Consider the following 26,777-nt stretch of genomic DNA (forward strand, 5'->3'; position numbering starts at 1 on the left):
ACGTTCGCGCAGGCAAGAGGGGCCACAAGTGTACGTTCGCGCCAGGTGTCAGGGGGTCTGGAGGTCGCGGATAGTCCGGAGCGCTGCGGCCGTCAGGACCTGGATGCCGAAGCCTAGAGCCCGTTCGTCCAGGATGTAGTCGCCGCGGTGGAGGTCGTATTCCTCGCCGCCGGGGGTTTTCGTGCCGAGCCTCATCATGGCACCGGGCAATTCTGCCAGGAACCAGGCGAAGTCCTCTCCTCCCATGGACTGCGGCGTCAGCACCACGGCACTCTCGCCGATTTCTGCACGCGCGGCCGCTTCGATGAGCGCCGTTTCATGTTCGGAGTTAACCACGGGCGGAACTCCCCTGGTGTGCTCCAGGCGCACGTCCACTCCGTAGGGAGCGGCCACCTGGTGGACCACTTCGTCCAGCAGTTCCCCTGCACTGTGCCAGGCGTCCCGGTCCAGGCAGCGCATGGTTCCGGCCATGTAGCCGCTGCCGGGAATGGCATTCGGGGCGGAACCTGCGGAGATCTGCCCCCAGACCACCGAAACTCCGCTGCGGACATCCACGCGGCGGGACAGCACGGCGGGAACATTCACTGCTATCTGCGACAGAACAAAAACGAGGTCTTCTGTCAGGTGCGGACGGGACGTGTGGCCGCCCCGGCCGGACAGTTCAATCCGGATGGTATCCGACGCCGACGTGATGGCCCCGATGCGCGTTCCGATCTTCCCGACGTCGATTCGCGGGTCACAGTGCAGCGCCAGGATCCGGGGGACGCCGTCCAGAACACCCTGCTCGATGCAGGAATGCGCACCGCCAGGCATTGTCTCTTCTGCGGGTTGGAAGATGATCCGGACGGTGCCGCCCAGCGGCGATTCCAGGTGCATGCGGTGAAGCACCAGGGCGATGCCCAGCATGGTGGTGGTGTGGACGTCGTGACCGCAGGCATGGGTCACGCCGTGGTTTTTGGACGCGAACGGCAGGCCTGTCTCTTCAATAATGGGAAGGGCATCAATATCGCCGCGCAAGGCAGTGGCGATAGGGCCATCACCCACGTCAACTGTCACTCCGGTGCCGTCCAGCCGCTTCGGCTGCAGCCCCGCAGCTTCGAGCCGCTCGACGATCCGGTCAGTAGTGCGGAATTCCTTGAAGGACAGCTCAGGGTGCGCGTGAAGGTCCCGGCGGAAGTCGATCAGTTCGGGAAGGAGCGGCTCCAGCCATGGCCCCACCAACGCGGTGGGCTCAGCTTCAGTAGTGTAGTTGCGCACAGATTTACTCTAGCGAGCGTCCACGGAATAGCGGCATCACAGGCGGCGCGTTACGGATTACTGGTGCGACCCGGACCACGGACTACAGGACATCGGTGTCGCCGCTGGCCTTCAGTGCATCAACGGCACCTTTAACGCGCTGGGCGTGCTGCTTGGTGGTCACCAGAAGCGCGTCCCCGGTGTCCACGATGACAACGTCCTTGATGCCGATCAGCGCAATCACGCGCTTCGTGTCCGACACCACTACGCCACTGGCGTTTTCGGTGAAGACGCGGGCGCCCTCGCCGATAACGGTGACGTCATCCACTTCGCGAGCACTGTTAAGGCGGCCCACGGAAGCGAAGTCGCCGACGTCGTCCCAGCCGAAGGTGCCGGGAACCACGGCGACGTCGCCGGCGGCAGCAGCAGGTTCGGCCACTGCGTAGTCAATGGCGATCTTGGGCAGCGTAGGCCACACGCGGGCCGTGACGGCATCCCGTTCGGGGGTGTCCCAGGCCTGGGCGATTTCCTGCAGCCCCTTGAAAAGATCCGGCTGGTTGGCTTCAAGATGCTTGAGCATCAGGGCCACCGGTGCCACGAACATGCCCGCGTTCCAGACGTAGTCGCCACTGTCCACGTACTGCTGGGCGACTTCCTCGTCCGGCTTCTCCACGAACTCCACCACAGCCTGGGCGCTGGGCGCACCTTCAATGTGGAGTTCCTGCCCGGCACGGATGTAGCCGAAGCCGGTGGACGGGTGTGTTGGCTTGATGCCGATTGTCACGATCTTTCCGGCCGCTGCCGTGTGGATGGCCTCGCGGACGGCTTCCTGGAAAAGATGGTCCGGACTGATCACATGGTCGGCCGCGAAGGAGCCCATGATGGTATCCGGATCCCGCTCGTGCAGGATGGCGGCAGCCAGGCCGATGGCGGCACCGGAATCCTTCGGCTCGCTCTCCAGCACGAGGTCGGAGTCCTGGACCTCAGGCAGTTGGCGGCACACAGCAGTACGGTGCGCCGTGCCCGTGACCACAAGCACGCGCCTGCCCGCCAGGGGCTCAAGCCGGTCATACGTGGCACGCAGCAAAGTGCTGCCCGACCCCGTGAGGTCGTGTAGGAACTTGGGAGCTGCTGCGCGTGACAGGGGCCAGAGGCGGGTCCCCACTCCGCCTGCCGGAATCACCGCAATAAAGCGGCTAAGGGGTGAATCCGGGCTTATCACTTTGTCTGTACTCATCACCGCCTACTTTAGCGGACCTGCCGCAGAGCTCCCCTCTAACGTCATCGACAGCGGGGGTGGTGTGGTCTTCGTCTCATAACCGGCGTAAATCCGAGCCAGGAGTTCCTAAATTGAATAAGCTGTCAGCGAAGCCTAGATTTAGGCTGAGCTACGAGTGCTCTCGCAGCAGGCGTTCCCCCCGCGTGGATCCCATGCCAGCGCCGCTGTGTTGCAGGGAGGTTTAATCAGTGCCGACAAAACCAGCTGGCACCTTGTACCGCGGCCGTGAAGGCATGTGGTCTTGGGTAGGACACCGTATTACCGGTGTTGTGATCTTTTTCTTCTTGTTGGTCCATGTGCTGGACACCTCATTGGTGCGCGTGTCCCCCGAGGCCTACACGGCTGTAATCGGTGCCTACAAGAATCCCCTGATGGCCCTGGGTGAAACGGGCCTGGTCGCCGCGATTGTCTTCCACGCCTTTAACGGCCTGCGGATCATCGCCGTCGATTTCTGGAAGAAGGGCGCGAAGTACCAGCGCCAGATGCTGTGGACGGTCCTGGCCCTCTGGGTGGTCGTAATGGTCGGCTTCTCCATCCGCCACCTTTCCCTCGCCCTCGGAGGTCACTAAGCCATGACTGCAACTCAGATCCAGAGCCCGCGCAGCGGCAAGATCTCCCCGCAGTACCGCCGCAGCGGCGCATCGAGGGGAAACTTCGAGATGGCTGCCTGGCTGTTCATGCGGCTCTCCGGCGTGGTCCTGGTTGTCCTGATCTTCGGGCACCTCTTTGTGAACCTGCTGGTTGGCGAAGGCATCCACGCCATCGACTTCGGTTTCGTGGCCGGCAAATGGGCCGATCCGTTCTGGCAGTTCTGGGACCTGGCCATGCTGTGGCTCGCAATGCTGCACGGCACCAACGGCGTCCGCACCATCATCAACGACTACGCAGAGAAGGACTCCAGCCGCTTCTGGCTTAAGGCAGTCCTCTACGCTGCCACCGCCGTCATCATCATCCTCGGCACCCTGGTGATCTTCACCTTCAACCCGTGCCCGCTGGACGTCAACGGCATCCCGCTGCCGGGTGGCTTCTGCCCCGCTGCTTAACAAGAACATCTGGAGCCCGCGGTTAGCCGCGGGCTGTGTTTTGCGGAGCAGGCTTCGCCGGCCCGTTGTTTTATAGAGAATTTTGAGAGAAAGAGCGTCTGGTATGCAGGTCCATAAGTACGACGTCGTCATCGTCGGTGCCGGTGGCGCTGGCATGCGCGCCGCGATCGAATCCGGTCAGCGCGCCCGCACAGCAGTACTGACCAAGCTCTACCCCACCCGCTCGCACACCGGTGCGGCGCAGGGTGGCATGTGCGCGGCACTCGCCAATGTCGAGGAAGACAACTGGGAGTGGCACACCTTCGACACCATCAAGGGTGGCGACTACCTGGTTGACCAGGACGCCGCCGAAGTCATGGCCAAGGAAGCCATCGATGCCGTGCTGGATCTTGAAAAGATGGGCCTGCCGTTCAACCGCACGCCCGAAGGCCGCATCGACCAGCGCCGCTTCGGCGGCCACACCCGTGACCACGGCAAGGCACCCGTTCGCCGTGCCTGCTACGCCGCAGACCGCACCGGCCACATGATCCTGCAGACGCTCTACCAAAACTGCGTCAAGCACAACGTGGAGTTCTACAACGAGTACTACGTCCTGGACCTCCTGACCGTGGAAGAGGACGCTGTCCGCCCGGACGGCACGCCCTACAAGCAGAAGCGTGTTGCCGGCGTCGTGTCCTACGACCTCGCTTCCGGTGAGCTGCATGTCTTCCAGGCCAAGTCCGTGGTGTTCGCCTCAGGCGGAGCCGGCAAGGTCTTCAAGACCACGTCCAACGCCCACACCCTGACAGGCGACGGCATGGGCATCGCGTTCCGCCGCGGCATTCCCCTGGAGGACATGGAGTTTTTCCAGTTCCACCCCACAGGCCTTGCCGGCCTGGGCATCCTGCTTTCCGAGGCTGCCCGCGGTGAGGGCGCCATCCTGCGAAACTCCGAGGGTGAGCGCTTCATGGAGCGCTACGCCCCCACCATCAAGGACCTCGCACCCCGTGACATCGTGGCCCGCTCCATGGCCAACGAAGTCCGCGAAGGCCGCGGCTGCGGCCCGAACAAGGACTACGTCCTCCTGGACCTGACCCACCTGGAGCCTGCGCACATCGATGCGAAGCTGCCGGACATCACCGAGTTTGCCCGCACCTACCTGGGTGTAGAGCCTTACACGGAGCCTGTGCCGGTGTTCCCGACGGCCCACTACGCCATGGGCGGGATCCCCACGAACATCACCACCGAGGTCCTGCAGGACAACGACACCGTGGTGCCGGGCCTGTACGCCGCCGGTGAAGTGGCATGCGTTTCAGTTCACGGATCCAACCGCCTGGGCACCAACTCGCTGCTGGACATCAACGTGTTCGGCAAGCGCGCCGGCATCGCTGCGGCTGAATATGCCAAGACGGCTGACTTCGTGGAGCTTCCGGAGAACCCTGAGGCGTACACCATCGAACTGCTCGACATTGCCCGCAACGGCAATGGCGACGAGAAGGTGGCGGTGATCCGCAAGGAACTCCAGGACACCATGGACGCCAACATGCAGGTATTCCGCACCGCTGACACCCTGAACCAGGTCCTCAGGGATATCGAGTCCTTCGAGGAGCGGTATAGGCGCATCAGCGTCCAGGACAAGGGCAAGCGCTTTAACCTGGACCTCCTCGAAGCCGTTGAACTAGGCTTTTTGTTGGAGCTTGCCAAGGTCATGACGGTGGCGGCCCTGCACCGTGAGGAATCTCGCGGCGGCCACTTCCGCGAGGACTTCCCGGACCGCGACGACGAAAAATTCATGAAGCACTCCATGGCGTACAAGGACGACCACGCCCCGGCTGACGGAACGGCGGGGACCGCCAAAACAACAGCCGGCATCCGCCTGGCCACCAAACCGGTTGTCTTTACCCGCTACGAGCCGATGGTGAGGAAGTACTAAGATGTCCGCCGAACTTGCTGAGCCAGCCTCAAAGATCGAACTGCCCGCACACATTGGAGGCGGCGGCGAGATCCCCACATTCGATGTCACCCTTCGTGTGCGCCGCTACAACCCCGAGGTGTCCGAGGACGCCACATGGGACGACTTCAAAGTGACCATGTACGGCACTGACCGCGTGCTGGATGCCCTGCACAAGGTCAAGTGGGAGATCGACGGCAGTGTCTCGTTCCGCCGCTCCTGCGCCCACGGTGTCTGCGGTTCCGATGCCATGCGCATCAACGGCCGCAACCGCCTTGCCTGCAAGACCCTCCTGAAGGACCTGGACACAACCAAGCCCATCACCGTTGAGCCCATCAAGGGCCTGCCGGTTGAGAAGGACCTGATCGTGGACATGGAACCGTTCTTCCAGTCCTTCCGCGAAGTCATGCCGTTCCTCATCAACAAGGGCCACGAGCCCACCAAGGAACGTCTGCAGTCCGCCGAGGACCGTGAGCGCTTCGACGACACCACCAAGTGCATCCTCTGCGCCGCGTGCACGTCCTCCTGCCCCGTGTTCTGGACCGATGGCCAGTACTTCGGCCCCGCGGCCATCGTCAACGCCCACCGCTTCATCTTTGATTCCCGCGATGACGCCGGCGACATGCGCCTGGAGATCCTGAACGACAAGGAAGGCGTGTGGCGCTGCCGCACCACCTTCAACTGCTCCGAAGCATGCCCCCGCGGCATCCAGGTTACCCAGGCAATTGCCGAGGTCAAGCAGGCAATTCTCTCCCGCAAGATCTAATACAGGATCAAGCGGACGACGGCGCCGTCCCCCAGTTGGCGGGGATGCGGCGCCGTCGTTTGTTTAACACACCAGAGCCATAACGAAAGGGAATCACGTGTCCCGCTCCGAAAAAGTCAGCTTCGAAGGTTCCACCGGCGAACTCCTGTCAGGCATCATCGACATCCCGGAGGGCCCCGTGCGGGGCTGGGGAGTGTTCTCCCACGGCTTCACGCTGGGCAAGGACAGCCCCTCGGCCTCACGGATGTGCAAGGCCCTGGCTGACACCGGGATCGGCATGCTCCGCTTCGACAACCTTGGGCTCGGCGACTCCGCGGGCTATTGGTCGGAGGGCTCCTTCAGCCACAAAGTGGCCGACACCGTGAAGGCAGCCGAGTTCATGCGCGCCCAGGGCAAGGCCATCTCCCTGCTCGTGGGCCACTCCTTCGGCGGGGCCGCAGTACTGTCCGCTGCGCGCCAGATCCCCGAGCTCGACGCCGTCGCAACGGTAGGTGCCCCCTTCTCGCCCAAGCACGTGGCACACGTCTTCGACACTGCCCTGGACAAGATCCTCAGTGAAGGAAGCGCCGAAGTGAACCTCGGCGGTAAGCGCCTGGAGATCCGCAAGCACTTTGTGGAGGACCTGGAAAACGCTGATCTCACCGACTGCATCCGGCAGCTGCACAAGCCGCTGATGGTGCTCCACTCCCCCACCGACAACACGGTGGGCATCGAGAACGCCAGCTCCATCTTCCAGGCGGCCCGCCACCCGCGGAACTTCGTGTCCCTTGAAGGCAGCGACCACCTGCTGACAGCCAAGGGCCAGGCTGCCCGGGCGGCGAGGATCATCTCTGCTTGGGCCGACCAATATCTCGACGCCGGGCAGTAGCGGCTGAGGCCTCGGCCAGCTCAACCGGAACCTTGCCGGGCTGGACCTGGCGCGGACCCCAGCGGGCCTTTTCATGGGCAGCGGGAACTTTCCTCAGGTCTCCCTCCCGGATGGCGGCCCAAGCAGCCGAAACCAGGTACACCTGGCTGACCAGGTTGAACCAGATCAGCAACCCGATGATGATGGCGAACGGCGCGAGGATGGGGTTCCGCCCGGCCCCGGCGAGCAGTTCGGTGCTGAAGACCTGGAGGATGGTTGTCCCGATGGCAGCGAGGATGGTGCCCTCCAGAAGCGCCCGCCGGGACAACTTCAGGGCAGCGGCCAGCCGGAACATAACAACGGCGGTGACCCAGCTCAGGACCAGGGGTACACCGATTTTCACAGAGGTGGTCAGCGGACCGGAGAAGGCCGGATCCAGCCGGAGGAAGTCCGAAACCCAGCCTGCGGCGGTGCCGAACACCAGTGACGCTCCTGCGCTGATCACTAAGGCCACGCCGAGCAAAAGCAGGATGGCGGCATCGCGCAGCTTGAGCAGTAAAGGGTTAAACCTCAGGGGCGGGAGCTGCATTATCACCCGGAGGCCTGCGCGCACGCCGCCGATCCAGCCGAGCGAGATGACGAAAGTTACCACTGCGGCGATCAGCGCCGTCCACCCAAGTCCCTCCGGATTCAGGAGGTCCGCCGGATCAACCAGACCTTCGCCGCCGTCGACCTTCAGCAGCCCCGGCGCGCTCTGGTCCACAGTGCTGACGATCCGGTCGAGGAGGGCCGGCTGGCTGGGCAGCACCAGCCCGGCGACCGAAAAGCCAGTGGTCAGGAGGCCAGTTATGGAGAAGAACATCCTGAACCCGATGCCTGCACTCAACAGCGGACCGCGCTGGAGGGCGTAGTGCTTGAGTGTCCTCATCGGCCGCAGCGTATTGAGCCGCGCGAGCATCCACTGGAACATAGCCATCTTGCTGGCCACCGGGCCGCCGTCGGACCTTTTGGCTTTGCCCCACTCCATCCGCTTCCGGATGACGGCCAGCTTCAGCCGCGCCTGTTCAGTGGGAAGAGGCGGGTCCCCCGGAGTTGGCGGCTGCGTCCGCGGCCCAGGCCCCGGCGTCGTTGTCGGTTTCGGTCCCAAAGTCCAGCTCTTCCCGTAGCTGCCAGATGCCGTCAGCATCGTGCTCGTAAAGTCCCATGCTAACCACCGGGAACGTCGCCCTGTAGTCCTTCAGCACCGTTTCGGCTTCGTCGAGGCTTTCGGGGGCAACATCGTGGGCGACCGTCACGTGTGGGTGGTATGAGAACGGCAGGTCACGCTGGAGGGGCCCGGTCTGGAGCTTTTCGTGCAGGTCCACACAGGCGTCGAAGCCGTCCTCCACCTTGATATACACCACCGGGGAGATAGGCCGGAAGCTGCCGGTCCCGGCAATGGTCACCATAAAGGGCGCCTGGGCCCGTGCGACCTCACGGACGTGCTGACGCGTTGTTTCCCAGTCCAGCGTGGGAGTGGTGGTGACCAGGGTGATGTGGGCTGGGATCACACCGGCCATGGGATCCCCAAACGACGCACGCCACCGTTGCAGTTCTTCCGCGATGGCAGGTGGGAACCCCAGAATGACGCCTACGCTCATTCCTTCACTGACATTGCTCGGGTCAGACATCGGGTTAGCGGGCTCCCGGGGCGCCGCCGTAGGGAAGGAACCCCACCTTGGCATAGACATCGCTGAGCGTGGCCGCCGCGATCTCCCGGGCCTTGTCCGCCCCGTGGGCCAGCAGCCGGTCCAGCTCGGCGGGGTCCGACAAGAGCTCGTTCGCGCGGTCGCGGATAGGAGACAGGTGGGCCACCACCGCCTCTGCCAGGTCCACCTTGAGGTGGCCGTACATCTTGCCCTGGTAGGCCTCCACCAGCTGCTCCACGCTCTGCCCGGTCACGCCGGAGAAGATCGTGAGCAGGTTGGAGACTCCGGGCTTGGTTTCCCGGTCGAAGCGGATTTCCGTTTCGGTATCGGTAACGGCGGACTTGATCCGCTTGGCGGTGACTTTGGGTTCGTCCAGGAGGTTGATCAGTCCTGCCGGCGATTCCGCCGACTTGGACATTTTCGCCGTGGGGTTCTGCAGGTCGTAGATTTTCGCGGATTCCTTCTGGATGAAGGGCTGCGGCACCGTGAATGTCTCGCCGAAGCGGGAATTGAAGCGGGTAGCGAGGTCGCGGCTCAACTCGACGTGCTGGCGCTGGTCCTCCCCTACCGGGACGCCCTGCGGCTGGTACAGGAGGATGTCGGCTGCCTGCAGGACGGGGTAGGTGAAGAGGCCCACGCTGGCGAAGTCAGAGCCCTGCTTCTGGGACTTGTCCTTGAACTGGGTCATCCGGGACGCTTCACCGAAGCCTGTGATGCAATTCAGGACCCACGCAAGCTGGGCGTGCTCCGGCACCTGGGACTGGACGAACAGGGTGCACTTGTGGACGTCCACCCCGCCGGCGATGTACTGGGCCGCGGTAGTCCGGGTTCGCCGGGCCAGCTCGGCAGGATCCTGGGGGACGGTGATCGCGTGCAGGTCGGGGATGAAGAAGACGGCGTCGTACTCGTCCTGCATTCGGACCCAGTTCACCAGGGCGCCGAGGTAGTTGCCGAGGTGCAGCGAATCAGCGGACGGCTGCATGCCGGACAGGATGCGGTGCCGGACACCGGTGGCGGGCTGGTCCGCTTTTGCCTGGGCGGTCACGGTGTCAGCTGCCGGGGACGCAGCGGGACCGGTGACTGTTGAGGAGGTGGTCATTCGTTGGGGCCTTAAGTCTAGAGCCGGTAGTCCACTACCAGCGGTGCATGGTCAGAGAAGCGGGTGTCCCACGACGGTGCCCGGTCAACGACTGCGGAGAACGCGGATGCAGCCAGTTCCGGGGTGGCCAGGTGGTAGTCGATCCGCCAGCCGGTGTCGTTGTCAAAGGCCTGGCCCCGCTGCGACCACCAGGTGTAGGGGCCGTCCACGTGGCCCGCCAGTCCGCGGTGGACGTCCTTCCAGCCAATCTCTTCACCGAAGAAACGGTCAAAGTATGCGCGTTCCTCGGGAAGGAAGCCGGCTTTTTTGACGTTGCCCTTCCAGTTCCGGATGTCCAGCTCCGTGTGACCCACGTTCAGGTCACCCACCACAAGGGCGTGGTCGCTGTGCTTGGTCAGTTCCGGCAGGCGGGTGCTCATGGCGTCCAGGAAACGGTACTTGTCCAGCTGCTTCGGGGTGCCGGCTTCACCGGAGTGCACATAGGCGCTGGCAACGGTCAGCTGCACGGGGATCCCTGCCGCGTCGGTCAGCCTGAAATCCGCTTCCACCCAGCGGCCGGCTGTGGCGAAGTAGTCATCACCGATTCCGTTGCGGGTCTCCAACGGTTCTTCGCGGGAGGCAATCGCGACACCGGCGCGGCCCTTGGCCTCGGCTTCAGCGTGCAGAATGTGCCAGCCGTCACCGAGCAGCTGCCGGACGATCGCGTCAGGCGCCCTGACCTCCTGGAGGCAAAGGATGTCCACCTCGCGGGGCTCCAGCCACTCCGCCATGCCATTCCTGTAGGCAGCGCGCAGGCCGTTGACGTTTACTGATGCGATGCGAAGGTGGTCCTTCTTCAATGCCGAGCTCACCCGCTCTACTCTAGTCGATGACCGTTCCGGTCACCGGCTCCTCCGTTCCGCCCGAGGAGCGGATCATGTCCCGGGCGTTGGTGGCGGTGATTTCGATGGTCTCGAGGGCGCGGCGGATGGTTTCCTGGTCGCCGGCGTCACCCTTGGCGCGCTCCTGCTCCACCACCCGGACCTGCACCTGCACGATCTTGAAGGAGTGGTCCAGCTTGAGGTCGCGGACTTCGTCTGCTTCGGATCGCTCGCGGACCACTCGGGTGCCGCCATGGTCTGCAGAGGACGACGACGGTGCTCGGCCGGCTGCGCTGTTGAACGCATTCTGGGCCTCGGTCAGCTTGGCGCCGGCTTTCTTCGCGGCCTTCTGGATGCTGAAGACCACAAAGGCGGCCAGTGCGAGCCAGAAGGCGGCGATGATGGCCACAACCCAGCCCACGACGTCGTTCTGGTTGGCGGCAAAGATGACCGCGACAACGAAGGCGATGACAAAAATCATCATGCCCGGGCCACTGATCCGGAGCATGGAGAAGCCGCCCTTGGCCGGCTTGGACGCAGAGTGAGGGTTACCCAGAGATTGCATTCCTCTATTGTCTCAAACGCCGCGGCACGCTACGTACCTTCCACCCCCGGCGAACACCGCCCAACTAAGTAGCAGCAGATGTCGTTATGGGCCCTCATAACGACATCTGCTGCTACTTAGTTGGGTCAGGGGCTACTTGAGGAAGAGTTTCCGCAGGCGGACGGTGGTGAGCAGCATCCCCAGCGCCGTCATCAGCACGTAGTACCCGACGTGGATGGCCGTGGCGGGGGTGAACGCACCGACGCTGATCTGGCGCAGCAGCTCGACGCCGTGCCAGAGCGGCATGGCCTGGATGAGCCACTGGATGTACTGGGGATAGACGCTGAGCGGGTAGAACGTGGCGCTGAACAGGAACATCGGCAGCATGATGAAGTTAATCCAGTCCATCTGCTGGAAGGTCTTCAGGAAGCTGGTGATGCCCATCCCCAGGCTGGCGAATCCGAAGGCGATCAGCACCGACGCCGGGACCATCAGGAGGGCCCATGGAGTGGTGATCAGTCCCATCAGGCCCATGACCGCAGTGAACCCGGTGGCATACAGAAGCCCGCGCAGGAGGGCCAGGAAGATTTCGCCCAGGGCAACATCAAGCGGCCCCAGGGAGGTGTAGAGCATGCCTTGGTAGAGCTTGGCGAAGTTCATCTTGAAGAAGACGTTCCAGGTGGAGTCGTAGACCGCGCCGTTCATGGCGGAGACCGCAAGCAGCGCCGGGGCGATGTAGGCTGCGTAGCTGATCTCCGCCCCGTCCGGCCCTTGCACCGCCCCCACGATGGCACCGAGGCCTACTCCCATGGAGACCAGGAACAGGACGGGCTCGAAGAATCCGGAGAGCATCACGAGCCAGTTGCTGCTCTTCGTGGCCATTAGCCCCCGGGCGATCACTGCCTTGGCATTGCGGGAGTAGAGGGGCCCGAAAGTCCTGTTGCGGGCTTCCTCCGTAACGCTGTGGCCATCGGTGAGGACGCTCATTGGCCCATCCTTTTGACGAACTGCCGCTTGGTGAGGAACCAACCCAGAACGGCGAGCGCCACGAGCACCACAACATGCACGACAGTGAGGAGCGGCGGTTCCTGGTAGCCGTAGGTGAAGACGCGGCCAAGCTCGGTACCGTGCCAGATCGGGGAGATCCAGCCGATCCAGCGGACGGCCAACGGAAGCGTGTCCAGCGGAAAGAACGTCCCCGAGAAAAGGAAGAGCGGCATCACGATGAACCGCATCACCAGGGCAAACTGTCCCTTGTCGTCCTTGATTGATGCCGAGTACGCCATCAACGGCAGGCCGAAGGACAGCCCGGCCACCGTAGCCACCAGGACGGAGACCCACCCCCAGCCAGCGGGCGAAGCTCCGAAGAGGGCCACTGCCCCGAAGTAGATGGCCGATTGCACCAGGAAACGCAGGGTCACCGCCATGATGTGTCCGGCCGCAATCTGCTCCGGCGCCAGTGGCGACGCGTGCGGCCCGTAGTAGGTCCGGCGCCACTTGAAGCCCGCCATCACGGGAAACGTGAACTCGTTGGCGGCCGTCATGACAGCGGCGGAGACCAGGAGCGCCGGGGCTATGAACGTCAGGTAGCTGACGCCGCCGAAGACCCCTGCGCTTTCGGCGTCCACCAGCGTCGCAAGGCCCACGCCCATGGCGAAGAGATAGGCCACCGGCTGCCCCACGCTGTACATCAGGATGGACCAGGCGTAGCCCCACATCACCCGAAGCACCTGTTCCGCGAAGTAGAAGGAACCCCACCGGCGCGCCCTGGCCGCGGAGGTTTCCGGGGAGTGCGCCCGTGCCGTGGCCGCCGTCAGTCCTGCTGTTTCAGCCGACCCACCGGACTCAGTCAACCCAGCCCCCCTCAGTCAACGAGGCTCCGGCCGGTCAGCCGCAGGAAGACGTCCTCCAGCGAGGACCGTCGTACCAGTGACGTCAGTGGCCGCAGTCCCCTGGAGGACACCTCCTCAAGGGCGGCCTCGCCGTCGTGCGCGTAAATGAGCACGCGGTCCGGAAGCAGTTCGAGGCGTTCCCCGATCCCTTGCAGTTCTGCGCCAATGGTGCCGTTCCGCTCCGATCCGAACCGCAGCTCCAGCACCTCGCGGGTTGAGTGCTCGCGGATCAGCTGCGCAGGCGATCCCTCGGCCATGATCCTGCCCTTGTCCACCACGATCAGCCGGTCGCAGAGCTGCTCCGCCTCATCCATGTAGTGCGTGGTCAGGATCAGGGTGACGCCCTGTTCCTTGAGCCTGAACAGCCGGTCCCACAATATGTGCCGTGCCTGCGGGTCGAGCCCGGTAGTGGGTTCGTCCAGCAGCAGGATGCGCGGCTCGTTGATGAGCGAACGGGCTATGGTGAGCCGCCGTTTCATGCCGCCGGAGAGCGCGTCGACCTTGGATTTGGCCTTGTCTGTGAGCTGGGCGAACTCCAGCAGTTCGTCGGCCTTTGGCCTCAGGTAGCTCATGGGCAGGCCGAAATAGCGGCCGTAGACCAGGAGGTTGTCCCGGACCTTGAGTTCCTCGTCCAGGTTGTCCTGCTGCGGCACCACCCCCAGATGCGCACGGACCTCCGGCCCGTGGCTGTCGGGGTCAAGGCCCATGATGCTGAGCTCGCCGGACGTGCGTTGCGTGACCGCGCCGATCATCTTCATGGTGGTGGACTTGCCGGCCCCGTTCGGGCCGAGCAGCCCGAAGGACTCCCCCGCCGGAACGCTGAAGGAAATCCCGTCGACGGCAGCGACGTCGCCATAGGTCTTGCGCAGGTCCTTCGCGGCGATGACAGCCTGCTGCTTGGCGGGATGGTCGGCGAGAGGGTTGGAGGACACGATGGCTTTATTGTGCACCCTCCGCAGACTAGTGGAGGCCCCCCGAATGTGAAAGGGGACTTGCAGTTGGGCTCGGGGAAAAGCCGGCGGCGACATCCGCGGACAACTGCAGCAGGGCATGAAAACGCCCGACGGCGGCAGTCCCCTTTTTCGCGAAGGGGACTGCCGCCGTCGGGCGTTGCTGTGTTGACCAGGTGTTAGGCGATTCCCGCCTCGCGTTCCGCGGCTTCGACCACGTTGGTCATCAGCAGCGCAACGGTCATGGGACCGACGCCCCCGGGGTTCGGCGAAATCCAGCCGGCCACCTCGGCGGCGGCGGGATCAATGTCGCCGTGGACCCTGCTCTTGCCCGTCTCCGGGTCAGTTTCACGGGTGACGCCGACGTCGAGTACGGCTGCGCCCGGCTTCACGTCCGCGGCCTTGACGATGTGCTTGACACCCGCCGCGCCCACGATGACGTCCGCCTGCCGCAGCAGCTCCGGGAGGTTCACGGTGCCGGTGTGCGTCAGCGTCACCGTGGCGTTCACGGCCCTCCGGGTGAGCAGCAGGCCGATCGAACGGCCGATCGTGACGCCACGGCCGACCACCACAACGTGCTTGCCCGAGAGGCTGTAGCCGTTGCGCTCCAGGAGCTCGATGACGCCGCGGGGCGTGCACGGCAGCGGCGAGGTGATCTCGCCGTTGACGTTGAGCACCAGCCGGCCAAGGTTGGTCGGGTGCAGGCCGTCGGCATCCTTGGCGGGGTCGATCCGCTCAAGGATGGCGTCGGTGTCCAGGTGCTTGGGCAGCGGCAACTGCACGATGTACCCGTGGCAGTCGGGGTCCGCATTGAGTTCGTCAATGAGGGCCTCAACCTGCGCCTGCGTGGCGTCCGTTGGAAGCTCCCGCTGGATCGAGTTCATCCCGATCTCCATGGACTGTTTGTGCTTCATGGACACATACAGCTGCGAGGCAGGGTCCGCGCCCACAAGGACTGTGGCAATGCCCGGAGTGACGCCGCGGGCCTTCAGGGACGCGACGCGTTCAGCCAGCTCGGATTTGATGGCGGCGGCGGCTGCCTTGCCGTCAAGGATCTTCGCGGTCTGGGCCACGGACGCGTTCACCACTGCTCGTGCTGCGGGTACAGCGGGAAGTCGGCGGCGAGCTTGTCCACGCGGGACTGCAGGGCCTCGACATCGGTGGCGGAGCCGGCCTTCAGTGCGGTGGCGATGATCTCGGCCACCTCAGTGAACTCCGCGGAGCCGAAGCCGCGAGTGGCCAGGGCCGGGGTGCCGATACGCAGGCCGGAGGTGACCATCGGCGGGCGGGGGTCGAACGGAACGGCGTTGCGGTTGACGGTGATGCCCACGGAGTGCAGGAGGTCCTCGGCCTGCTGGCCGTCCAGCTGGGAGTTGCGCAGGTCAACGAGGACCAGGTGCACATCGGTGCCGCCAGTGAGGACGGAGACGCCGGCTTCGGCGACGTCGGCCTGGTTGAGGCGGTCGGCGATGATCCTGGCGCCTTCCAGGACGCGCTCCTGGCGCTCCTTGAATTCCGCGGTGCCGGCGATCTTGAAGGCAACAGCCTTGGCAGCGATGACGTGCATGAGCGGGCCGCCCTGCTGGCCGGGGAAGACGTTGGAGTTCAGCTTCTTGGCCCACTCCTGCTTCGCCAGGATCACACCGGAACGCGGGCCGGCGAGGGTCTTGTGCACGGTGGAGGTGACGACGTCGGAGTGCGGCACCGGGCTCGGGTGCAGGCCTGCTGCCACGAGGCCGGCGAAGTGAGCCATGTCGGTCCAGAGCAGCGCGCCCACTTCATCGGCGATGGAACGGAAAGCCGCAAAGTCCAGGTGGCGGGGGTAGGCGGACCAGCCGGCGATGATGACCTGGGGCTTCTCGGCGATGGCCTGCTCGCGCAGCTTGTCCATGTCCACGCGGAAGTTGTCCTGCTCCACCTGGTAGGCGGCAACGTTGTAGAGCTTGCCGGAGAAGTTCAGTTTCATGCCGTGGGTCAGGTGGCCGCCGTGGGCCAGGGACAGGCCAAGGATCTTGTCACCGGGAGTGATCATGGCGGACAGCGCGGCGGCGTTGGCCTGTGCACCGGAGTGCGGCTGGACGTTGGCGTACTCGGCGCCGAACAGTGCCTTGACGCGGTCGATGGCCAACTGCTCGGCGATGTCCACGTATTCGCAGCCACCGTAGTAACGGCGGCCCGGGTAGCCCTCGGCGTACTTGTTGGTCAGGACGGAGCCCTGGGCTTCCATCACTGCCCGAGGGGCGAAGTTTTCGGACGCGATCATTTCCAAGGTGCCGCGCTGGCGGCCAAGTTCCTGGTCAAGGACCGCGGCGATTTCGGGATCGAGCTCGGCCAGCGGCTGGTTGCTGACTGCGGCTGTTGTGGTGGCGGTAGAGGTCACGAAAACTCCTGGCTAGGGATACGGGCAGTACTAAGGTCAGGCTACCGGCTGGCGCACGCCGCCGCCCCTTGATGACAGGAGCCTAAGAGCGCGCAGGATGGCGCTGTTTCCCCTCGGGGATGCAGCATTTGTCCGGCAAGACATGACCCTCGGCCCAGGCGTACGATCCGTGGTCTTCGTGATTGCCGCTCCCTGGTGGTTAGCCACCCAACGCCAGTTGCGACCCCACCAGACTACCAAACACGGCCGGCCGGCGCGGGTAGGCTGGTAGGCGTGAGTGAACAGCAGCTGAACCAAGCGTATGTAGTAACCCTGTCCTGCCCGGACCGCCCCGGAATTGTGTACGCCGTGACCGGTGCCCTGCTGGTGGCGGGATGCAATATTACGGACTCGCAGCAGTACGGCAGTACCGCCACCGGAAACTTCTTCATGCGGGTGGAGGTCACGACGGCGGCCTCCGCGCCTGAGCTGCGGGGCGCGCTGCAACCGGTGGCTGATGCGTTCAGCATGCAGTGGAGCCTCAACGCCGTGGGCCAGAAAGTCCGGACGCTGCTCATGGCCAGCACCTCCGCCCACTGCCTGAATGACCTGCTGTTCCAGCAGCGCTCCGGCACGTTGCCGATTGATATTCCCGCCATCGTTTCCAACCACCAGGACCTGGCCGGGCTTGCCGAGTTTTACGGGATCCCCTTCCACTACATCCCGGTCACGCCGGACACGAAGGCCCAGGCCGAGGACAAGCTGCGCGGCATCATTGCCGAACACGATATCGAGCTGACTGTCCTGGCCCGGTACATGCAGATCCTGTCTGATGAGCTCTGCACGGACCTGACCGGCAAGGCCATCAACATCCACCACTCGTTCCTGCCTTCATTCAAGGGCGCCCGGCCGTACCACCAGGCCCACGCCCGCGGCGTGAAACTGATCGGTGCCACCGCCCACTACGTCACCGCTGCCCTGGATGAGGGACCTATTATCGAGCAGGAAGTGATCCGGGTGGACCACGCGCGCACGCCGGAGCAGTTCGTGCAGATGGGCCGGGACGTGGAAGGCCGCACGCTGGCACAGGCAGTGCAGTGGCATGCCGAGCACCGCGTACTGCTGGACGGCAACCGGACCGTGGTCTTCAACTGACACCCTTTTAACTGACGGAGTTCGACGGACGGACGGGAACCATGGACGCAGCATCTGAGGGCATGGAGGAAGCCGGCAGCGAACAGCGTCTCGCGGAGTTCTACAACCGCCGTGCCGCTTCCGGCTGGGATCATCCGATTGCTCCGCGGCGGGTGGAAGAGCGCGAACGGTTCATCACCCTGCTCAAGGCTGAGGGCCGCCACGACGTCCTGGAGATCGGCTGTGGCCCCGGCCTGGACGGCCTGAAGTTTGTCCAGGCAGGCATCCATTACACCGGGGTGGACCTCTCGGAGGTGCACGTCCGGCAGGCCAGGTCCAAGGGCCTGGACGTGTCGGTGGCGAGCGTGCGGCGACTGCCGTTCGCCGAGGGGGCCTTTCCCGCAGTGTGGTCCATGAGCACGCTGCTGCACATCCCGGCCGCTGATATCGACGGGGTCCTGCGTGAACTGGTGCGGGTCACGGCACCCAACTCGCCCATCGCCGTCGGACTCTGGTCCGGTGACGACGAAGAGGTGCTGAACCCGGAGGACGACCTTGAACCCCGGCGATTCTTCAGCCGCCGCAGCGACGAAACAGTCCGGCACGTCTTCGGACAGCACGGCAGGATCGAGGAGTTTGTCACCTGGGCCGAGGGCACCGGTGAGGAATCCGGCCCGGGCGCCGGCACCTGGACACAGCATTACCAGTTCCTGATCCTCCGCACCCCCGCCTCCCCCAACTAAGTAGCAGTAGATGTCGTGTTGGGGGCTCATAAGGACATCTGCTGCTACCTGGTTGGGATGGGGGATGTCCTAGGCTTGGGCCATGGCTCCTCTTTATGATTTCGCCGGCGCGTCACCGGCTGTCCACGACTCCGCGTTTGTCGCCCCCACAGCCTCGGTCATCGGCAACGCAACCTTCGCCGAAGACTCCAGCGCGTTCTACGGCGTCTCGGTCCGGGCTGACACCGCAGCCATCAGTGTGGGCGCCGGCAGCAACCTGCAGGACAACGTGGTGCTGCACGCAGACCCCGGTTTCCCCTGCAGCGTCGGGGCGGGCGTCAGCGTGGGCCACGCCGCCGTCGTCCATGGCTGCACTGTGGAGGACGACTGCCTGATCGGCATGGGCGCCACCGTGCTGAACGGCGCGGTGATCGGCACCGGCTCGCTCGTGGCGGCCGGTGCCGTCGTCCTGGAGGGCACGGTAGTGCCGCCCCGGTCGCTCGTGGCCGGCGTCCCCGCCAAGGTACGGCGGGAACTCACCGATGAGGAGTTCGACGGCGTGAAGCAGAACGCCGCCCGCTACGTTGAATTGGCCCGGGCGCACCGCGGGCTGCACGGCTAGGAGACTGCTGAATTAGCGGGATGTTGGGGCGGGCGGAACGCCGCCAATGGCCGTCTAGCGGCGTGTTCTGGTCAGCACCCTTGGGTGCGACAACGGGGTCGTTCCGCCCGCTTGCGTACATTCTGCCGCAGATCTGGGGTGTCATCCAGCGATTTTTACCGATGGATCCGGTCCGGCGGGCGGTTCATCCCAGCGCCCATGATCCCTTGTTCGTGGTGAGTCCGAGGGCCAGCAGGCGTCGCAGGTTTAGTCCCGCGATTCGTAGGTGCAGCCAGGCGTTGTTCCGTTTGATGCCGCGGTGGGGAACGCGTCGGTTGCCGCGGGTGAGCCAGGCGATGGACCGCTCGACCATCGGGCGGTGCCTGCGGTAAGCGTCCCGGAAGGCCGGGTCCGCGGCGCGTTGACGGTGCTCGCGCTGCAGCGCGTCGTGTTCGTGGAGATCGAGCTTGCGTCCCCGCGGTGAGGCGGTACACCGGTGCCGGAGGGGGCAGCCGGTGCAGGCGGCGCCGAACGTGACCCGCCGTTTGGCGGTGATGTTCCTGGTGATACCGTTCGGGCAGGTTGCGGTGCCGGCTGCTTCATCGACGGTGAAGTCATCGAGGGTGAACCCGCCCTCGACGGCAGGGCGAAGCGGCCACGGTTTGATCACCGGGGTATGGCCGGTGCGGGCGAGAGCGGCGAGCATTTCCCCGGAACCGTAGGCCGAGTCGGCCAGGACGTCCACGCTGGTGCCGGCGATCGTGGGATCCATGGAGATCAGCCGGGCACCAACGGTCCCGTCACTGTTCTCCGGCCCGGAGGCCTTGGTCAGCTCCACGGCGGTGATCAGTCCGGTATCGGGCTCGATGACAAGATGGGCCTTGAATCCATCCTGCTGCCGGGACTGGGTTTTATGCGCGTGCCGGGTCTCCGGATCCACGGTGGAGATCATCCGGTCCGGGGCGACCTTGCGGGCGATACGCCACCGCCCGTCGGTCCCGTCCGAATCCTCGGCCGGTTCCACGTCCTGCCCGGCGACCAGTGCGAGCAGCGCGTACGCATCGGCCGCCCTGCCGTCCAAGGTCTCGGGATCGACCGCGGCCAGCAGCGCCAGCGCGTCGGTGACCAGCGCCGAAACCAGCCCTTCCTTGGCATCCTGGTCATCCCAGGCGATGTCCGGTTTGCCGGTGCGCGTGTAGTCATAGCCTGTGGCCTGGCTGGCCAGCAGTTCCCGGCCGCCGGGGAGGTCACGGCCGAAGCGGCGGATCCCCGCGATCAGCTGCGTGATGGTGTCCTGCCTCGCGACCGCGTCATCCAACACTGTTGAATCCACAGCCCGCCGGCGTTTGCCCTTCAGGACCCCGGTCTCCGCGACGACCTCGGCGATAGCTTCCATGATCCGGTGCGGGTTCCCGGAACCGGCCAGACGCCTGCGCCAGTACGTCAGGGTGCTCGGGTGGAACGCGGTATCGGTCAGCCCGTACCCGCACGCGGCTTTCCAACGCAGATCAAAGGTTAAAGCCTCGGCTGTTTCCCGGTCAGAGAGGCCCTGCAACGACTGCAACACCAGCACCGAGCCGATCACCGGAGCCGGAACCGAAGGCCGGCCCCGCCGCGACGGAAACAGGTCCTCCATCATCGAATCCGGAAACAACCGCCCCCGATGCTTGGCCAGAAAAGCGAAGACACTGCCCGGAGCCAACAACTCTCCGGCCAGCGCCTCCACATCCAAATACCCGCGTTGCGCGTCCTCGCGTCCCTGCATAAGACCAGTCTTAACCACCAGACACGTGAGTCCAGCCGACGCGCCCCAACCTTGACTAATTCAGCAGTCTCCTAGGACGCGCTTCCCGTCCGAGGACACGCAATCGGTCCGGGGACGCCCGAAAACGGGTGTCCCCGGACCGATTCTGCGTCATCAAGCTGTTTCAGTCGAGGCTGATGGGTCCGATAGAGTCCAGGAGCTCGCCCGGACCGGGGTTGCCGGCCGCCGAGGACCCGCCCAGGTGGTTGACCACACCCCACACGGCGTTCAGGCCGGTGGTCACGGCCCCTTCCGCCCAGCCCGCGGTGAACGACACATCGTCCCCCGCCAGGAAGATACCGCGCTGGGCATCGGGCAGCTTGTCCTGCTTGAAGTGCGTGAACAGCCGCTGCTGGTAGCGGTAGTGCCCCGGCAGGTTTGCCTTGAAGGCGCCCATGAAGTTCGGATCCGCTTCCCAGGAAACCGTGATCGGCTGGCCCACGATGTGGCTGGCGATGTCCACGCCAGGATAGATCTGCTCCAGCGAATGCAGCATCAGCTCAACACGTTCATCAGCGTCCAGCGCCAGCCATTTCAGCGCGTCATCGTTCCAGGTGTAGGACAGCAGGATCACGGCGGGCTTGTCCGGACCGTCATCCAGCAGGTACGTGGCCCTGTTCAGCCGGTCCGTCAATGTCATGGACAGGACCTCACGGCCGGTGTCCGGATCGACGTCCTTCCAGAACGGCCGGTCCACCATCACAAAGGTCTTGGAGGACTGCATGTAGTGCGAGCGCTCGATGGCGGTCCACAGCTCCGCGGGGAAGAGTGCCTCCTCCGTGTGGATGCGGGTGGACAGCAGCCAGGACTGGCACGTGGTCACCACGGCGGGGTAGCTGGCTTCGCGGCCCCAGCGCTCCCGGATCCGTAGGTCGCCGTTGGCATCCCGGCTGATCCGGCCCACAGCCCCGCGGGGTGAGCCGGAGTGGAGGGACGCCAGGGACGTGCCGTCCGGCCAGTGGGCCATGCCCGACGGCGTGTCCTGCCACAGTGCCTCCGGGAGCCTTTGTGCTCCCCCACTGATGAGCCGGTGCTGGTCATCGGCGTCCGTATAGACAACGCGGAGGATTTCCAGGATGGAGTTGGGGAAGTCAGTGTCCCAGCCGCCGGTGCCGAAGCCCACCTGGCCAAAGGCCTCGCGGTGCGCAAAGCCGGCTTCCTTGAAGGCCTCGCTCCCGGCGATGAAGCCGTAGAAGGTCTGCTCGTCCATGAGCGGCAGCAGCTCATTCCAGAGGTCTTTGATCCGGCGAGTGTCCCGCGCCCGGATGGCCTCCTGCATTTCGACGAACTTTGCGCCGTCATTCACGGCGGCTTTCCAGGCATCCGCCACCTCACGGAAAAACGGCGGCAGGTCCTGCGCGGTCTCAGCGTAGTGCTTCTGGCCGGCCAGTTCGATCACGGTGCTCGACGTGACGGGTGCCAACGGGTTGGGAAAATCCTGGGTGTCCAGCCCCAGCAGGTCGACGTAGTGGTAAAAAGCCTTGCCGGACACCGGGAAACGCATGCCGCCAAGGTCCGCCACAACGCCGGGTGCGGACGGGAAACTTGCAGTGCGCAGCCGGCCGCCGATCTGGTCCGCTTCGTAGACGACCGGACGCAGGCCCAGCTTCATGAGCTCGTAGGCCGTGACGAGGCCCGAAAGCCCCGCGCCCACAACAGCCACTTCGGTGCCGTACAGCTCCGGCGGAACCGCCCCGAGCCCTGCCGGATGTGCGAGGTAGTGGTCGTAGCTGAACGGAAAATCGGGGTTCAGCATGGTGATGGGGACGGACTGGGTGCTGGACGGGTCAGAGACCGGGAGTTCGGTGGCGACGGTCATGAAAGCTCTGCCTTCGTTTGTTCGGTGGTGGACAACGTTGAAGATTCCGACCTGCTCAGCTCACGGTATTCCTCGTGGCTCAGCGCCGCCACCCTGGAGTTCCGGCGCCCGTAGCCGAAGTAGGCCGCCAGGCCCACCAGCATCCAGATTCCGAATGTCACCCAGGTGTCGGCCCCCAGGTTGGCCATAAGGTAGCCGCACATCAGTGCACCGAGGATCGGCGTCAGCGGGAAAAACGGGACCCGGAAGGTGCGCTCCAGCTCGGGCCGCGTGCGTCGCAGGTAAATAACGGCCACGTTCACCAGGGCGAAGGCAAACAAGGTGCCGATGCTGGTCGCGTCCGCCAGGGCCCCGAGCGGGACCAGCCCTGCGGTGAGGGCGACGGCGATGCCCACCAGGAGCGTGCCGGCCACCGGGGTGCCGGTCCGGCGGGAGACGCGGCCGAAGACCTTCGGGATCAGCCCGTCGCGGGACATGGAGAGCAGGATGCGGGTCTGGCCGTACAGGACGGTCAGCACAATGCTGGCGATGGCCAGGACGGCGCCCACGGCAAAGACCAGGGCGATCCACGGCTGGCCGGTGGTTTCCTCCAGGATTTTCACCAGGGCTGCTTCCGTGCCGTCGAACCATCCCCAGGGGCGGGCACCGATGGCTGCCACCGCCACCAGGACGTAAATTGTGGTGACGATGACCATGGAGAGCATGATGGCCCGGGGAAGGTCCCGCTTCGGGTTGCGGGCCTCCTCGCCGGCGGTGGAGGCAGCGTCAAAGCCGATGTAGGAAAAGAACACCCGGGACGCTGCGGCGGAGACCCCGGCGGCGCCCATGGGCAGGAGCGGTTCGAAGTTGCCCGCGTTGAAGGCGGTGAACGCCACGGCGCAGAAGAAAAGCAGGATACCCACCTTGACCACCACGATGGACGTGTTGATCCAGGCGCTTTCCTTGGCACCGCGGACCAGCAGGATGGTGGCCAGCACCACGATGACCATGGCCGGGATGTTGACCGCACCGCCGTCGCCCGGGGGCTGCGAAACAGCGTCGGGCAGGACCTGCCCGAACACGGCCAGGGTCTCGTTGACGTACTGGCCGGCGCCCACGGCCACGGCAGCCACCGAAACAGCGTATTCAAGGACCAGGCACCAGCCGCAGATCCAGGCCATACCTTCGCCCATGGTCGCGTAGGTGTAGGAATAGCTGGAACCGGCAACGGGGACCATGCCGGCCATCTCTGCGTAGGACACGGCGGAAAGCAGCGCGGCCAGCCCGGCGATGGCGAACGAGATCCAGATCGCCGGTCCGGCAAGCGGAACGGATTCGCCGAGGATCACCAGGATGCCTGTCCCCAGGGTGGCGCCGACACTGATCATGGTCAGCTGCAGAACGCCGAAGCTGCGGATAAGCCGGGGTCCGCTTTGGCCGCTTTCTGCTTCGCTGACCATCTGTCCGATCGGCTTCCGGCGCAGCAGTTGCGCGCCGAGCCCGGGACGGCCGGCGGCACGGCCCGTGGCCGGTCCGGTAAGTGTTGGCACAGTCATCGTTGACGTCCGTTCCTGAGTAGTTGTCGGGTTCCCCCATCCAGCGTAGGCGTGTGAGCCGGATCTCAAGGGTGTGCAAATTGACCTATAATTGTCGATCATGAGACGTAATGCACCAGGCGTGGACAGTGCCGAACACGCCATCACGGGGTCCGGCCTGCACTCTGATGCGACGGAGCGCCTGGACGCCGTAACCCTGGGTCAATTCCTGGCAGCGCTCCCCCGGTCCCTCACAGTCCTCCACGACGCCGGCAACTCCGGTGTGCCTCTGCGCTGGGTGGAGCCCAGCGAACTGGAGGATCCCACCCCGTATCTGCTGGATGGGGAGTTCGTCCTCACGGCTGGACTGCCGTTCCTGGACGACGGCGGCAAGGAGAGAGCGGAAGCGTACGTCCGGCGGCTGGTCGGGGCCGGCGTGGCAGCACTGGGGTTTGGACTGGAGCCATACTTCGACGCCGTCCCGGACCATCTGCTGTCGGCGTGCCGGACACATCAGCTCACCCTGGTGCAGATCCCCGGCAGCGTCCCCTTCGCCGCCATCGGCCTGGAATTCTCCCAGCTCCTGGAATCCGGCAACGCCCGGGTCTTCCGTCAACTGGCTGACACCAACCGGCAGCTGATGCGGGCCGTGCTGTCCGCCAGGCCAGAGCATGAACTCCTTTCGGCCCTGGCACAGCGGGTCCCGGTGTGGGCCCAGCTCTTTGGGGCCGACGGCCGGGTGCGTGCCCGCGCCGCAGCAACCGGGACCGGCGGGACCATCCCTGCCGCCGCCGTCGAGCCTTCTGCCCTGCAGCCCATGCTCAAGCGGCTGTTGGCCGGCAACGGCCCTCGGGTGGAGACGGACTCGTTTCCGGACAACGGCTCGGCCCTGGTGTTCGGCCACCCCCTGCGGAGCACCAAGGACGCCACCCTCGGGGCGCTGATGCTGGGCACTGACAAGCCGCTCACTCCGGCGCAGAACAGCGTGGTGTCCTCGGTGGTAGGGCTGCTGGAACTGCTGGTCCGCCAGCGCACCAGCGGCTCGCTCGCTCCCAGTCAGCTGGCGACAGCACTCCTGCTGCATCCGGAGACCCTGACCGCCGGCTCAACCAGGCAGCTGAACGTCCTCCGGGACCTCCTGGCGCAGAGCGTTTCCGGAACCCGGTCCGGTGCCCTCCGGGTGGTCCAGGGCGTACGGGCGGACGCGTCGGCGCCTGCCTCCGCGGATGGCCCGGTCAGGGAACTGCTGCAGTGGCGCCGGCTGTTCGACACGAAGATGGTGGAGCTGACGGACTACGGGTTTGCCGCAGTCACCCGGCTGAAGGTAGACGACGCGCTGCTGCGTGAGGTGGAGGACCTGGGCTGGCGCCTGGTAGTAGGCGATCCCACGGAAATGGCCGGGCTTCCTACCGCTTACCAGCGCGCCGGGGCGCTGCGTTCCCGCGTCCAGGCAAGCGGAGAAAGCGTGCGCGTAGATGACGTTGCCTGGTCGGTCACGGGGCTGTTGGGCCGCAGCGCCGGCACCATGCTGGCCTCCCGGCTGCTGGGGCCGGTCCTGGCGCAGGAGCCTGACCGCCGCGGCTCCCTTCTCAGGGTCCTGAAGTCATGGCTGGGGGAAAACGGCAACTGGGATGCCACAGCAAAAGTGCTGGGGATGCACCGGAACAGCGTGCGGCGCCAGGTCAACGCGCTGGCCGAGCTGCTGGACATGGACCTTGGTTCCGCGCAGGTGCGGGCTGAACTGTGGATTGCCCTGCAGTACGTGGACGGAGCGGGGGACGACGTGCTTCAGAGTCCCCAGGACCGGTAAAGCTCGGGGCGGCGTTCGCGGAGGTATGGCACCAGGTCACGGGCTTTACGGGCGGCGTCCGGATCCACCTCCGCATACAGGAGTTCGGTGTCCGATCCGGCCGTCGCCAGCAGCGAACCGTCCGGTCCGGCAATGACGCTGCCGCCGAGGAACTCGCAGCCCTCCTCCACTCCCGAGTGGTTGGCATAGGCGATGGTCAGCTGGCTTTCCAGCGCGCGGGCCCGGAGCAGCACCTGCGGAACGGTTTCGAAGCCGTGCGCCAGTGCGGTGGGCACCAGGAGCAGCTCTGCCCCGGCCCGCGCCGCAGCCCTGACAGTTTCCGGAAACTCCACGTCATAGCAGATCACCATCGATGTCCGGAATCCGTTGAAGTCGACGACGGCGGGACCCGCTTCGGCAGGGCTGAAAGCCGCGCGTTCATCATCACCAAAGAGGTGGACTTTGGCGTAGTTGAGAAGCTCGGCCCCGGTGGCGTCCACCAGGGTGGAGGTGATGTGCCAGCTGCCTCGGGCCGTGACAGTCGGCAGGCTGTACACCAGGGCGATCCCGTGCCGGTGCGCGATGCCCGACAGTTTCGCCCTGATGGCGGGAAGCCGATCGGGGTCCAGGTCCGCACGGAGCCGCAGCGGGGCATAGCCCACGGGAAACAGTTCGGGTGTCACCAGGACGGCCGCACCTTCCGCGGCGGCCGCTTTGGCAGCCGAATCCAGGGCAGCGCAGTTGGCATCAACGTCGAGTACGCGGGCGTTTGCCTGCATCAGGGCCAGCAGCACCGTTACCACCTCACATGATCGGGACGGCATAGGGAAGAGTGCGTCCGCCCTTCCAGCCTAGCCACCGGCCTTGGCGGCATGCCGGGCGAATTGCACCTGCTGAGGCC

25 protein-coding genes and 1 riboswitch are annotated in these 26,777 nt (G+C 65.2%); of the genes, 9 read left to right on the plus strand and 16 right to left on the minus strand.

The features are described from left to right. Positions 1-48: 48 nt before the first annotated feature. Together AU175_RS05125 and AU175_RS05130 are read right to left on the minus strand one after the other, a co-directional pair. A complete protein-coding gene (locus tag AU175_RS05125; protein ID WP_066286384.1) occupies positions 49-1,257 on the minus strand; it encodes an amidohydrolase in 1,209 nt (402 codons plus the stop codon). A gap of 82 nt (positions 1,258-1,339) precedes the next feature. Beyond that, entirely contained in the window at positions 1,340-2,473 is a 1,134-nt protein-coding gene (locus AU175_RS05130; RefSeq protein ID WP_066286386.1) for a mannose-1-phosphate guanylyltransferase, read from the minus strand. A gap of 230 nt (positions 2,474-2,703) precedes the next feature. On the opposite strand from AU175_RS05130, the gene sdhC reads away from it, so the two are divergent. From sdhC to AU175_RS05155, 5 genes are all read left to right on the plus strand, one after another. Continuing rightward, entirely contained in the window at positions 2,704-3,084 is a 381-nt protein-coding gene (sdhC, locus tag AU175_RS05135) for a succinate dehydrogenase, cytochrome b556 subunit (protein WP_082576094.1), read from the plus strand. 3 nt (positions 3,085-3,087) lie between these two features. Further along, the gene (locus AU175_RS05140) at positions 3,088-3,558 is read left to right on the plus strand and encodes a succinate dehydrogenase hydrophobic membrane anchor subunit (protein WP_066286388.1); all 471 of its coding nucleotides are present in this window, start codon (positions 3,088-3,090) and stop codon (positions 3,556-3,558) included. Positions 3,559-3,661: 103 nt separating this feature from the next. Continuing rightward, positions 3,662-5,470, plus strand: a complete 1,809-nt coding sequence (sdhA, locus tag AU175_RS05145; RefSeq protein ID WP_066286389.1) for a succinate dehydrogenase flavoprotein subunit — start codon at positions 3,662-3,664, stop codon at positions 5,468-5,470. A 1-nt stretch (position 5,471) separates the two neighbouring features. Then, complete coding sequence (locus tag AU175_RS05150) at positions 5,472-6,254, plus strand: succinate dehydrogenase iron-sulfur subunit (RefSeq protein ID WP_066286390.1); 783 nt, start codon at positions 5,472-5,474, stop codon at positions 6,252-6,254. Between the two features lie 97 nt (positions 6,255-6,351). Then, positions 6,352-7,122, plus strand: coding sequence for an alpha/beta hydrolase family protein (locus AU175_RS05155; protein ID WP_066286392.1), 771 nt, complete (start codon positions 6,352-6,354; stop codon positions 7,120-7,122). On the opposite strand, the gene AU175_RS05160 is transcribed toward AU175_RS05155, so the two are convergent. The 10 genes from AU175_RS05160 to glyA form a co-directional block, all read right to left on the minus strand. After that, entirely contained in the window at positions 7,079-8,128 is a 1,050-nt protein-coding gene (locus tag AU175_RS05160; RefSeq protein WP_082979013.1) for a YihY/virulence factor BrkB family protein, read from the minus strand. The genes AU175_RS05155 and AU175_RS05160 overlap by 44 nt on opposite strands. 37 nt (positions 8,129-8,165) lie before the next feature. Further along, complete coding sequence (locus AU175_RS05165; protein ID WP_231938461.1) at positions 8,166-8,771, minus strand: 2'-5' RNA ligase family protein; 606 nt, start codon at positions 8,769-8,771, stop codon at positions 8,166-8,168. Between the two features lie 4 nt (positions 8,772-8,775). Next, positions 8,776-9,888, minus strand: coding sequence for a tryptophan--tRNA ligase (trpS, locus tag AU175_RS05170; RefSeq protein ID WP_066286398.1), 1,113 nt, complete (start codon positions 9,886-9,888; stop codon positions 8,776-8,778). A 17-nt stretch (positions 9,889-9,905) separates the two neighbouring features. Then, positions 9,906-10,739, minus strand: coding sequence for an exodeoxyribonuclease III (locus tag AU175_RS05175; protein ID WP_066286399.1), 834 nt, complete (start codon positions 10,737-10,739; stop codon positions 9,906-9,908). Positions 10,740-10,749: 10 nt separating this feature from the next. Next, the gene (locus tag AU175_RS05180; protein WP_066286400.1) at positions 10,750-11,313 is read right to left on the minus strand and encodes a hypothetical protein; all 564 of its coding nucleotides are present in this window, start codon (positions 11,311-11,313) and stop codon (positions 10,750-10,752) included. Positions 11,314-11,445: 132 nt separating this feature from the next. Then, the gene (locus tag AU175_RS05185; RefSeq protein WP_066286405.1) at positions 11,446-12,279 is read right to left on the minus strand and encodes an ABC transporter permease; all 834 of its coding nucleotides are present in this window, start codon (positions 12,277-12,279) and stop codon (positions 11,446-11,448) included. Next, positions 12,276-13,145: an ABC transporter permease gene (locus AU175_RS05190; RefSeq protein ID WP_066286407.1), complete on the minus strand. Its 870-nt coding sequence runs from the start codon at positions 13,143-13,145 to the stop codon at positions 12,276-12,278. Before AU175_RS05190 ends, AU175_RS05185 begins: the two co-directional genes overlap by 4 nt. Positions 13,146-13,156: 11 nt before the next feature. After that, positions 13,157-14,134, minus strand: coding sequence for an ATP-binding cassette domain-containing protein (locus AU175_RS05195; protein WP_066286409.1), 978 nt, complete (start codon positions 14,132-14,134; stop codon positions 13,157-13,159). A 179-nt stretch (positions 14,135-14,313) separates the two neighbouring features. Further along, positions 14,314-15,207: a bifunctional methylenetetrahydrofolate dehydrogenase/methenyltetrahydrofolate cyclohydrolase gene (locus tag AU175_RS05200; protein ID WP_066290577.1), complete on the minus strand. Its 894-nt coding sequence runs from the start codon at positions 15,205-15,207 to the stop codon at positions 14,314-14,316. Between the two features lie 8 nt (positions 15,208-15,215). After that, positions 15,216-16,514, minus strand: a complete 1,299-nt coding sequence (gene glyA, locus AU175_RS05205) for a serine hydroxymethyltransferase (protein ID WP_066286413.1) — start codon at positions 16,512-16,514, stop codon at positions 15,216-15,218. Between the two features lie 145 nt (positions 16,515-16,659). Then, positions 16,660-16,745, minus strand: a riboswitch (ZMP/ZTP riboswitch). Between the two features lie 42 nt (positions 16,746-16,787). On the opposite strand from glyA, the gene purU reads away from it, so the two are divergent. The 3 genes from purU (at position 16,788) to AU175_RS05220 (ending at position 18,971) form a co-directional block, all read left to right on the plus strand. Continuing rightward, a complete protein-coding gene (gene purU, locus AU175_RS05210; RefSeq protein WP_066286414.1) occupies positions 16,788-17,648 on the plus strand; it encodes a formyltetrahydrofolate deformylase in 861 nt (286 codons plus the stop codon). 41 nt (positions 17,649-17,689) lie between these two features. Next, complete coding sequence (locus tag AU175_RS05215; RefSeq protein WP_066286416.1) at positions 17,690-18,370, plus strand: class I SAM-dependent methyltransferase; 681 nt, start codon at positions 17,690-17,692, stop codon at positions 18,368-18,370. Between the two features lie 82 nt (positions 18,371-18,452). Continuing rightward, the gene (locus AU175_RS05220; RefSeq protein WP_066286418.1) at positions 18,453-18,971 is read left to right on the plus strand and encodes a gamma carbonic anhydrase family protein; all 519 of its coding nucleotides are present in this window, start codon (positions 18,453-18,455) and stop codon (positions 18,969-18,971) included. Positions 18,972-19,155: 184 nt separating this feature from the next. Here the strand turns inward: AU175_RS05220 and AU175_RS05225 are convergent, their stop codons facing one another. From AU175_RS05225 to AU175_RS05235, 3 genes are all read right to left on the minus strand, one after another. Beyond that, positions 19,156-20,715, minus strand: coding sequence for an IS1182 family transposase (locus AU175_RS05225; protein WP_066285291.1), 1,560 nt, complete (start codon positions 20,713-20,715; stop codon positions 19,156-19,158). A 163-nt stretch (positions 20,716-20,878) separates the two neighbouring features. After that, positions 20,879-22,573 carry a flavin monoamine oxidase family protein gene (locus AU175_RS05230; RefSeq protein WP_197497039.1) on the minus strand — a complete coding sequence of 565 codons (1,695 nt, stop codon included), beginning with the start codon at positions 22,571-22,573 and terminating at the stop codon, positions 20,879-20,881. Then, on the minus strand, positions 22,570-24,108 hold the full coding sequence (locus AU175_RS05235; protein WP_066286420.1) for an amino acid permease: 1,539 nt from the start codon (positions 24,106-24,108) through the stop codon (positions 22,570-22,572). The genes AU175_RS05230 and AU175_RS05235 overlap by 4 nt, the downstream gene beginning before the upstream one ends. Before the next feature lie 100 nt (positions 24,109-24,208). On the opposite strand from AU175_RS05235, the gene AU175_RS05240 reads away from it, so the two are divergent. After that, positions 24,209-25,897: a PucR family transcriptional regulator gene (locus tag AU175_RS05240; RefSeq protein ID WP_082979014.1), complete on the plus strand. Its 1,689-nt coding sequence runs from the start codon at positions 24,209-24,211 to the stop codon at positions 25,895-25,897. Here the strand turns inward: AU175_RS05240 and AU175_RS05245 are convergent. Further along, positions 25,876-26,700, minus strand: a complete 825-nt coding sequence (locus AU175_RS05245; RefSeq protein WP_066286422.1) for a carbon-nitrogen hydrolase family protein — start codon at positions 26,698-26,700, stop codon at positions 25,876-25,878. The genes AU175_RS05240 and AU175_RS05245 overlap by 22 nt on opposite strands. Positions 26,701-26,777 lie beyond the last annotated feature (77 nt).

The sequence above is a fragment of the Arthrobacter sp. B6 genome, from assembly GCF_001663775.1.
In the GTDB taxonomy this organism is placed as follows: Bacteria; Actinomycetota; Actinomycetes; order Actinomycetales; family Micrococcaceae; genus Arthrobacter.